Origin of the sequence: Phormidium sp. FACHB-1136 (assembly GCF_014697375.1) — a bacterium.
GTDB lineage: Bacteria > Cyanobacteriota > Cyanobacteriia > Phormidesmidales > Phormidesmidaceae > Nodosilinea.
On record NZ_JACJRS010000159.1, the window covers coordinates 1 to 7042 of the forward strand.

Below are 7042 nucleotides of genomic sequence, written 5' to 3' on the forward strand. Positions count from 1 at the left end.
GCTCAGCGCATCGCTGAAGTGCTCCGTTGTCTCGCTGGGGGGTAGTGAAATAAGATGGTCGTCATTCATGGTGTATTCCTGATCTGGTGGTTTACTTCATCCAGCAGGATACGCCCTTCCTTCTTTCCCCTCCATACACCAGAAATGAGCATAGCTCTGGCTGCCCTCCTGCGGCCTTTGAACCGCCAATTGACTGGCTAGCATTTGGCTGAAAATCCACATCAGTCGCTGGCGGGTCGCTAGCGGCAAGGTGCTCCACAGGGGCACTTGGGCTATCAGGTGATGCGGCGGGGGGGCTCGATTCGCTCTGGCATAGGGCACCTTCCTGTTGAGTAGACAGATGAGCTGCCTTAATTTTGGCAATCACGCTCACTAACTGCTGCAAACTGTCTAGACTCAGTTTCGGTGGCTGGGCATCCTCTGTGTTTATGGGGGTATCCTGGCTGCCAGACTGAATTCATTTTTCGCAATGCTCGCCAATTCACAGGCTTAGCCGACTGCCAAGCTCGAACGCCTGAAGCCCTCGACTCCCATGTCAATGCCAGTCTGATGGCCCTTACACGGGCAAAAGCGGCACTGCTATCCACTCAAGCTAAGGATGAACCCCTCAGTTTCTCCATCCCCTCCTTCAAACGACAGGACCTTAATGAGCATCTTCTTGACCTATTTATCGCCATGTTCGACCTGGAGCCAACTTTGATTAAATCCCACCCCAACTACCAAACTCTCCTAAATTACGGGGCTATAGCCGCCTAAGCTGGAGCCATAGCCGCCCAGATCTGTCCGGAGTGTTGTCTAGAAGGACGTTTGGAAAAACTGGAACTGGGATGATAACGTTACGGGGAAACCGAGGCCGAGACCTCTGGACGGTGAATTGCACGGCATTTTATCTCGTCAAGATGATCCGTGAGACTATCCACTGACCAGGGAAGATCGCTCGGTCACGGCCCCTCAGGATGCCCCTTAAGCCCCAATTGTGTATGCTATTCACCCATTCTATTCCGCTGGTTGCCCAGGTGGAGCCAGCCCCTATCCAAGCCGATCCTGTGCCCATATCGACGCCGATACCGACAAGCCTAGACACCTCCTCCCCCAGCCGCTTTGTGGAGGAGATTGCGGTGCAGCTTGGCCAGTTTTTGCCGAGTTTAGTCTGGGCCATAGTGCTGTTGTTGCTGGGTTGGTTGCTGGCCACGGTAGTGGCGCTGGCGATCAAAAACCTGCTGAAGCGCACCCAGCTCGACAATCGTCTGGCTCGCTGGGCCTCGGGTAGCCAAGGTGAACCGTCCATTCCCGTGGAGCAATGGGCCTCCACTCTGGTGTATTGGCTGATCTTTTTGTTCGCCATTGTGGCCTCCCTCAATGCCCTGAACCTAACGGCAGTCTCAACGCCGCTGAACAATTTCCTAGATCAAATCTTTGCCTACCTGCCCAGGGTGGGCGGTGCGGCCCTGCTCCTCGGCATTGCCTGGGTGGTGGCGACCCTAGTGCGCACCCTGGTGGTCAACGGGCTAGGGCGATTTAATTTAGATGATCGCCTAGCGCAACAGGCCGGACTAGAAGGCGGCAACAGCCCCGTGGTGCTCAATGAAACCATCGGCAACGTGCTGTTTTGGTTCATTCTGCTGCTGTTTATTCCCCTGGTGCTCAGTGCCCTTCAGTTGCCGGGGCTGCTGGCTCCGGTGGAGGATCTGATCAATTCTTTCTTGCAGGCCATTCCCCGGCTGATTACGGCGGGCCTGATTTTGGCCCTGGGCTGGATCATTGCCCGGATTGTGCGCGGCGTTGCCACCAACCTCCTGGTGGCCATTGGGGCTGACCAAATTGGCCCCCGCATGGGGTTAAAACCCACCGCCCGTGAAGGGCTCTCCCTCTCTGGGCTGGTGGGTACCCTGGCCTATGTGCTGGTGCTGATTCCCACGGTGGTGGCCGCCCTGAATGAACTGGCCATTGACGCCATTTCGGCTCCGGCTATTGTCATGCTGGAGCAGGTGATGACGGCCATTCCCCAGGTGATTATGGCTGGGGTGGTGCTGGCGGCGGCCTATTTTGTGGGGCAGTTTGTCTCCAACCTGGTCACCGAATTGCTCCGCAGCGCGGGCTTCGATAACATCCTGGGTGTGCTCGGCTTGCCCGAACTTCAGTCGGATCCCCAGCCCCCCTCACCCCCCGGACTGGAGGAAGTCGTGCGTCCCGCCGCCCCTGGACGCACCCCATCGGAACTGGTGGGCATCCTTGCCCTCGTCGCCATCGTGCTCTTTGGGGCCGTCACCGCCACCGAAATCCTCAACTTTGCCGGACTCACTGACATTGTGCGGGCCGTGCTGCGGGTTGGGGTACGGGTACTCAGCGGCCTGGTGGTCTTTGCCGTGGGTCTTTACCTAGCCAACCTGGCCTTCCGCCTGGTGAGCGCCATGGGTTCTGGGCAGGCGAAGATCCTCGCCCAGGCCACCCGCATCGCCATTTTGATCTTTGTGGGAGCCATGGCGCTTCAGCAAATGGGCGTTGCCCCCGACATCGTCAACCTGGCCTTTGGGCTGTTAATGGGAGCCATTGCCGTCGCCATTGCCCTGGCCTTTGGTCTAGGGGGCCGCGAGGTTGCCGCCGACCAACTGCGCGACTGGTTAAACGACTTCCGCCAGCGGCATTAGTGTCGATAGTTCACGTTGAGTACGTCTAGTCCAGCTTCCTTCGGGAGGCTGGATTATTTTTTGGGATCCCTAGCCCACCAGCCCAGACGACCGAACCTAAATTCAGTAATCTTTGTAACGATTTAGGGCTGCCCCCACCCCGTGGGGAATGATAAACTAATGAGCCTAGCGGAATGGCATTCCATTCCCTAGTCAGATCGGCTGTGGCTTGTCAGCAATCCATAGCCAATGCCTGGGGCTTTGTGCCCTGGGGAACTGTTTGTTACCGTGTGATGTCTAAGATGGTCTGATAGAAGGTTCTGCGGCGATAGATAACGGATGGGCTAACGGGTTTTCCCGTTGCGTGACCTCCTCGGTCAACCAAGCCTGCTTTGCTGATTTCAGTCCTAAAATTGCATGGATTCTGCTAGTCAAACCGAGACCCCTCCGGGGGAGCCTCCGAGTATTTTCTCCAATCTGCTCGGCATCGTCATTGCCTTGATGACCTTGACCCTGCCGATGGCGGCGATTGCCCACTTTTCCTCCTCCCAAGGGCTTTCTCCTCCTGCCTCTCCCCTGCCCCCATCGGGGTTGGAGCGGTAGGTTCTATACAGCCTTGAAAGTGGCATTCAGCCGATGGTACGGGATTCTTGCCTGTGCGGAAATCCCAGGCGGTTTTAGTTGGCTTGGTGAATGCTCCAGACCAGCCGATTCTGAGTGATCTGATCTGGGGGGATACCTTTGCGGTACCTTGGACAGAATATTCCACGTCTAGGGGAAGCCCCGGTACTCTGCGGTCTGCCATGAACCAACTGTTGCTAATTCCCATTGTGGCCTTTGCCAAGGCGCTGACCCTGGTGCTGCGGCTGTCGGGGCGGGGATCGGGGACGGCCCTGCCGGGATACCTGGTGGGCCAGTATTTTCCCTTTGCCCTGGGGGCTTTGGTGCAGCAAATCCCTACGGTGGTGGCGATTACGGGCACCAACGGCAAAACCACTACCCAAACCATGCTCGATGCCATGGTCAGCCAGGGAGAGGGGATCAAAATTCTCCGCAACCGGGCCGGAGCCAACCTCAGCCAGGGCATTTTGTCGGAACTCCTCAAGCAAAGCAACGCCCTCGGACGGCTAGATTTTAGCCACGCCATCCTAGAAGTAGAGGAGGCGACCCTACCCCGTATCGCCGCCCTGCTGCAACCCCAGGTGATTGCCGTCACCAACCTGTATCGGGATCAGCTCGATGCCTACGGCGAAATTGACCGCACCGAAAAACTGATCCGCGACGGCATTGCCCAATGTCCCACCGCCCAGGTGGTGGTCAACGGAGACGATCCCCGCACCGCCCGCCTCACCCAGGGTTTGCCCAACCCCACCTATTTTGTGTCCCTAGCCGAAGAATACGCCCGCTTTTTGCCCTACGAAGGGAAACTACACCGCCGCGAACCGGGTACCCCAGGGCTAGAGGCCACCAAAATCCGCATCAACGAAGACCTAACCACAGACTTTGCCATCCACGGCACCGCAGCGGATCAGACCATTGACATACCCCAGGCCCGCACTGCCTCCCCCGGCTTTTTCCATGTCTACAACGCCCTCACCGCCTTGACCATGGCTACCCTGATGGGGTTAGCGCCGGAACTAGCAATTCAGGGACTCCAAACCTTTCAGCCCGCCTTTGGCCGAGGGGAAATTCTCAGCCGCCAGGTGGGCGACAAAACCGTTCACTATCGCCTCCTACTGGTAAAAAATCCGGCCAGCTTTAGCCTCAGCCTAGAACTACTGCGCCACATCCCCGCCCTCAAACTCATCCTCGCCATCAACGACAACACCGCCGACGGTAAAGATGTTTCCTGGCTGTGGGATAGCGAATTAGAACGCCTCAACCAGGCCCATCTAGACTGGGTGCTGTGCAGCGGCATTCGCGCCAAGGATATGCGGGTACGGCTAAAATACGCCCTGGACAATCCGCCCGACGCCATCCCCACCGTGGAAGCCATCCACGAGTCCATCGACCAATCCTTTGCCCATGCCCTTGATGGCGACACTGTTTTTGTGATGCCCACCTACACCGCCATGCTGGAATTCCGCAAACTGATGGGCAAAACCCTGGATATTGTTTGACCCTAAAATTTTGTTTAATAAACCTTCTGGTGTATTTTCAGCTCTATCCGACCCAAGCGGTGCAGGGGTTTCTCTTTGGCATCAGTCAGGCCCAGGCCAATGCATGGATTCATCGCTTGACTGGCGTGCTGAACCAGGCGTTAGGGTACAAACGTCAGTTACCGGAGCGAGACCCGGCCAACCTGGAAAGGGTTCTCAGCACCTGTCCGAGCTTAGAGTTCCTCATCGATGGCACGGAACGACGAATCATCGCCCCAAAGACAAAGCCGACCGCAAAACCTATTACAGTGTCAAGAAAAAGACCCCTACCGTCAAGAACCTGGTTGTCCCTGACCGGGGGGCAAAGTGCGCTATCTCAGTGATACCGATGAAGGGAAAGAACAGGCACTGGATCGCTAAAGCAGGATGCCTTGTGGAACCCCTGCTATACAAGAACTTTGGGTGACGAGAAATCAAGGATCATACTTTTAGAAATCAGTGCCCGATCTGACCTTCAGTTCATGCCGGGGGAACAGCAGACCGTAGCTAAAAATCTGGCCATTGCCATCCACCTCCAAGTCTAGGTAGGCATAGCCATCCAATGCAGATTGAGCTAGGGTCATGGGGTCGCCTCAGCCTGTCCACAATGGATGACACACCCTAGTCCAATCCTGGCGAATTCCCCCTAGGACGGTCAACCTTGAACCGTGGCCAATAAACCAATAAAAAGGTCCCCATCCAAAGACGAGGACCAGAGAGTTATGTAGCTAAATACAAGTGATTTAGCGGTATCGGGATAGGCTAAACCTCAAGGGTTAGTCGAGGTCGCCCATGGCCAGCACAGGCTCGGTCTCGCGGTCGATGCCTTTCTCGAAGCCCGCTTCCGCTGCACGGGCGCGGCCAGCGTGCCAGAGGTGGCCCACCAGGAAGAAGAAGCCCAGCACGAAGTGGGAGGTAGACAACCACTGCCGGGGGTTCACGAAGTTCACAGAGTTGATCTCGGTGATCACGCCACCCACGGAGTTGATGGAGGCGTTGGGCGCGTGAGTCATGTACTCAGCGGCGCGGCGCACCTGCCAATCTTGGATGTCGTTGGTCAACTTGTCCAGATCCAGACCGTTGGGGCCACGCAGGGGCTCCAGCCAGGGGCCTTGGAAGTCCCAGAAGCGCATGGTTTCACCGCCGAAGATGATCTCACCCGTGGGGGAGCGCATCAGGTACTTACCAAGACCGGTGGGGCCTTGGGCAGAGCCGATGTTGGCACCCAGGCGCATGTCGCGCACCAGGAAGGTCATGGCCTGAGCCTGGGAAGACTCGGCGTTGGTGGGGCCGTAGAACTCGGAGGGGTAGGCGGTGTTGTTGAACCACACATAGCAGGAGGCGATGAAGCCCATCAGGGACAGCGCACCCAGGCTATAGGAGAGGTAGGCTTCGCCAGACCAGATGAAGGCGCGACGAGCCCAGCCAAAGGGAGTGGTCAGAATGTGCCAGATGCCACCACCGATGCAGATCAGGCCGATCCAGATGTGACCACCGATGATGTCTTCCATGTTGTTCACGCCAACGATCCAGCCCTCGCCACCAAAGGGGGAGCGGGTCAGATAGCCGAAGATCACAGCGGGGTTGAGGGTGGGGTTGGTGATGATCCGGACATCGCCGCCACCGGGAGCCCAGGTGTCGTACACACCGCCGAAGACGCAAGCCTTCAGCACCAGCAACAGAGCACCACAACCCAGCAGGATCAGATGGTAGCCGATGATGTTGGTCATCTGGTTCTTGTCTTTCCAGTCGTAGCCGAAGAAGGAGGAGTACTCTTCCAGCACTTCGGGGCCACGCACGGCGTGGTAAACACCGCCAAGACCGAGCACAGCGGAGGAAATCAGGTGAAGTACACCCACCACAAAGTAGGGGAAGGTGTCGAACACTTCACCACCGGGGCCAACGCCCCAGCCCAGGGTGGCCAGGTGAGGTAGGAGAATGAAGCCCTGCTCATACAGAGGCTTGTCGGGAACGAAGTGGGCCACTTCAAACAGGGTCATGGCCCCGGCCCAGAATACGATCAGACCAGCGTGGGCCACATGGGCACCCAGCAGCTTGCCAGACAGGTTGATTAGACGGGCGTTACCAGACCACCAGGCGAACCCAGTGGATGCTTGGTCGCGTCCGGCGATAAAGGAATTACTAGAGAGCGTTACCACGTGGCAGTACCTCTTCGGGGAATACAAACTTCTCGTGGGGTTGGTCGGTGGGAGCCATCCAAGCCCGGATACCTTCGTTCAGCAGAATGTTCTTGGTGTAGAAGGTTTCAAATTCAGG

5 protein-coding genes and 2 pseudogenes are annotated in these 7042 nt (G+C 57.3%); 4 read left to right on the top strand and 3 right to left on the bottom strand.

The genetic code is table 11. From position 1 onward, the window contains the following. Positions 1 to 447: 447 nt before the first annotated feature. The 4 genes and pseudogenes from H6G62_RS28120 to H6G62_RS25220 form a co-directional block, all read left to right on the top strand. Positions 448 to 756 (top strand): annotated as a pseudogene (locus H6G62_RS28120) (IS4 family transposase); the annotation flags it as partial. Between the two features lie 224 nt (positions 757 to 980). Beyond that, positions 981 to 2648 carry a mechanosensitive ion channel gene (locus tag H6G62_RS25210; RefSeq protein ID WP_190500353.1) on the top strand — a complete coding sequence of 556 codons (1668 nt, stop codon included), beginning with the start codon at positions 981 to 983 and terminating at the stop codon, positions 2646 to 2648. A gap of 396 nt (positions 2649 to 3044) precedes the next feature. Next, positions 3045 to 3230: a hypothetical protein gene (locus H6G62_RS25215; protein ID WP_190500355.1), complete on the top strand. Its 186-nt coding sequence runs from the start codon at positions 3045 to 3047 to the stop codon at positions 3228 to 3230. Between the two features lie 53 nt (positions 3231 to 3283). After that, entirely contained in the window at positions 3284 to 4747 is a 1464-nt protein-coding gene (locus H6G62_RS25220; RefSeq protein WP_190500357.1) for a Mur ligase family protein, read from the top strand. A gap of 467 nt (positions 4748 to 5214) precedes the next feature. On the opposite strand, the gene H6G62_RS28450 is transcribed toward H6G62_RS25220, so the two are convergent. The 3 genes and pseudogenes from H6G62_RS28450 to H6G62_RS25235 all read right to left on the bottom strand — a co-directional run. Beyond that, a complete protein-coding gene (locus H6G62_RS28450; RefSeq protein WP_277883058.1) occupies positions 5215 to 5349 on the bottom strand; it encodes a hypothetical protein in 135 nt (44 codons plus the stop codon). A gap of 192 nt (positions 5350 to 5541) precedes the next feature. Then, positions 5542 to 6924, bottom strand: a complete 1383-nt coding sequence (psbC, locus tag H6G62_RS25230; protein WP_190500358.1) for a photosystem II reaction center protein CP43 — start codon at positions 6922 to 6924, stop codon at positions 5542 to 5544. Further along, positions 6908 to 7042, bottom strand: a pseudogene (locus tag H6G62_RS25235) (photosystem II D2 protein (photosystem q(a) protein)); the annotation flags it as partial. The gene psbC and the pseudogene H6G62_RS25235, both read right to left, overlap by 17 nt.

What these genes read in the sequence shown, in the direction of transcription:
- H6G62_RS25215 (WP_190500355.1), top strand. Translation starts at nt 3,045, where the DNA reads ATGGATTCTGCTAGTCAAACCGAGACCCCTCCGGGGGAGCCTCCGAGT.
- H6G62_RS28450 (WP_277883058.1), bottom strand. Translation starts at nt 5,349, where the DNA reads ATGACCCTAGCTCAATCTGCATTGGATGGCTATGCCTACCTAGACTTG.
- H6G62_RS25210 (WP_190500353.1), top strand. Translation starts at nt 981, where the DNA reads ATGCTATTCACCCATTCTATTCCGCTGGTTGCCCAGGTGGAGCCAGCC.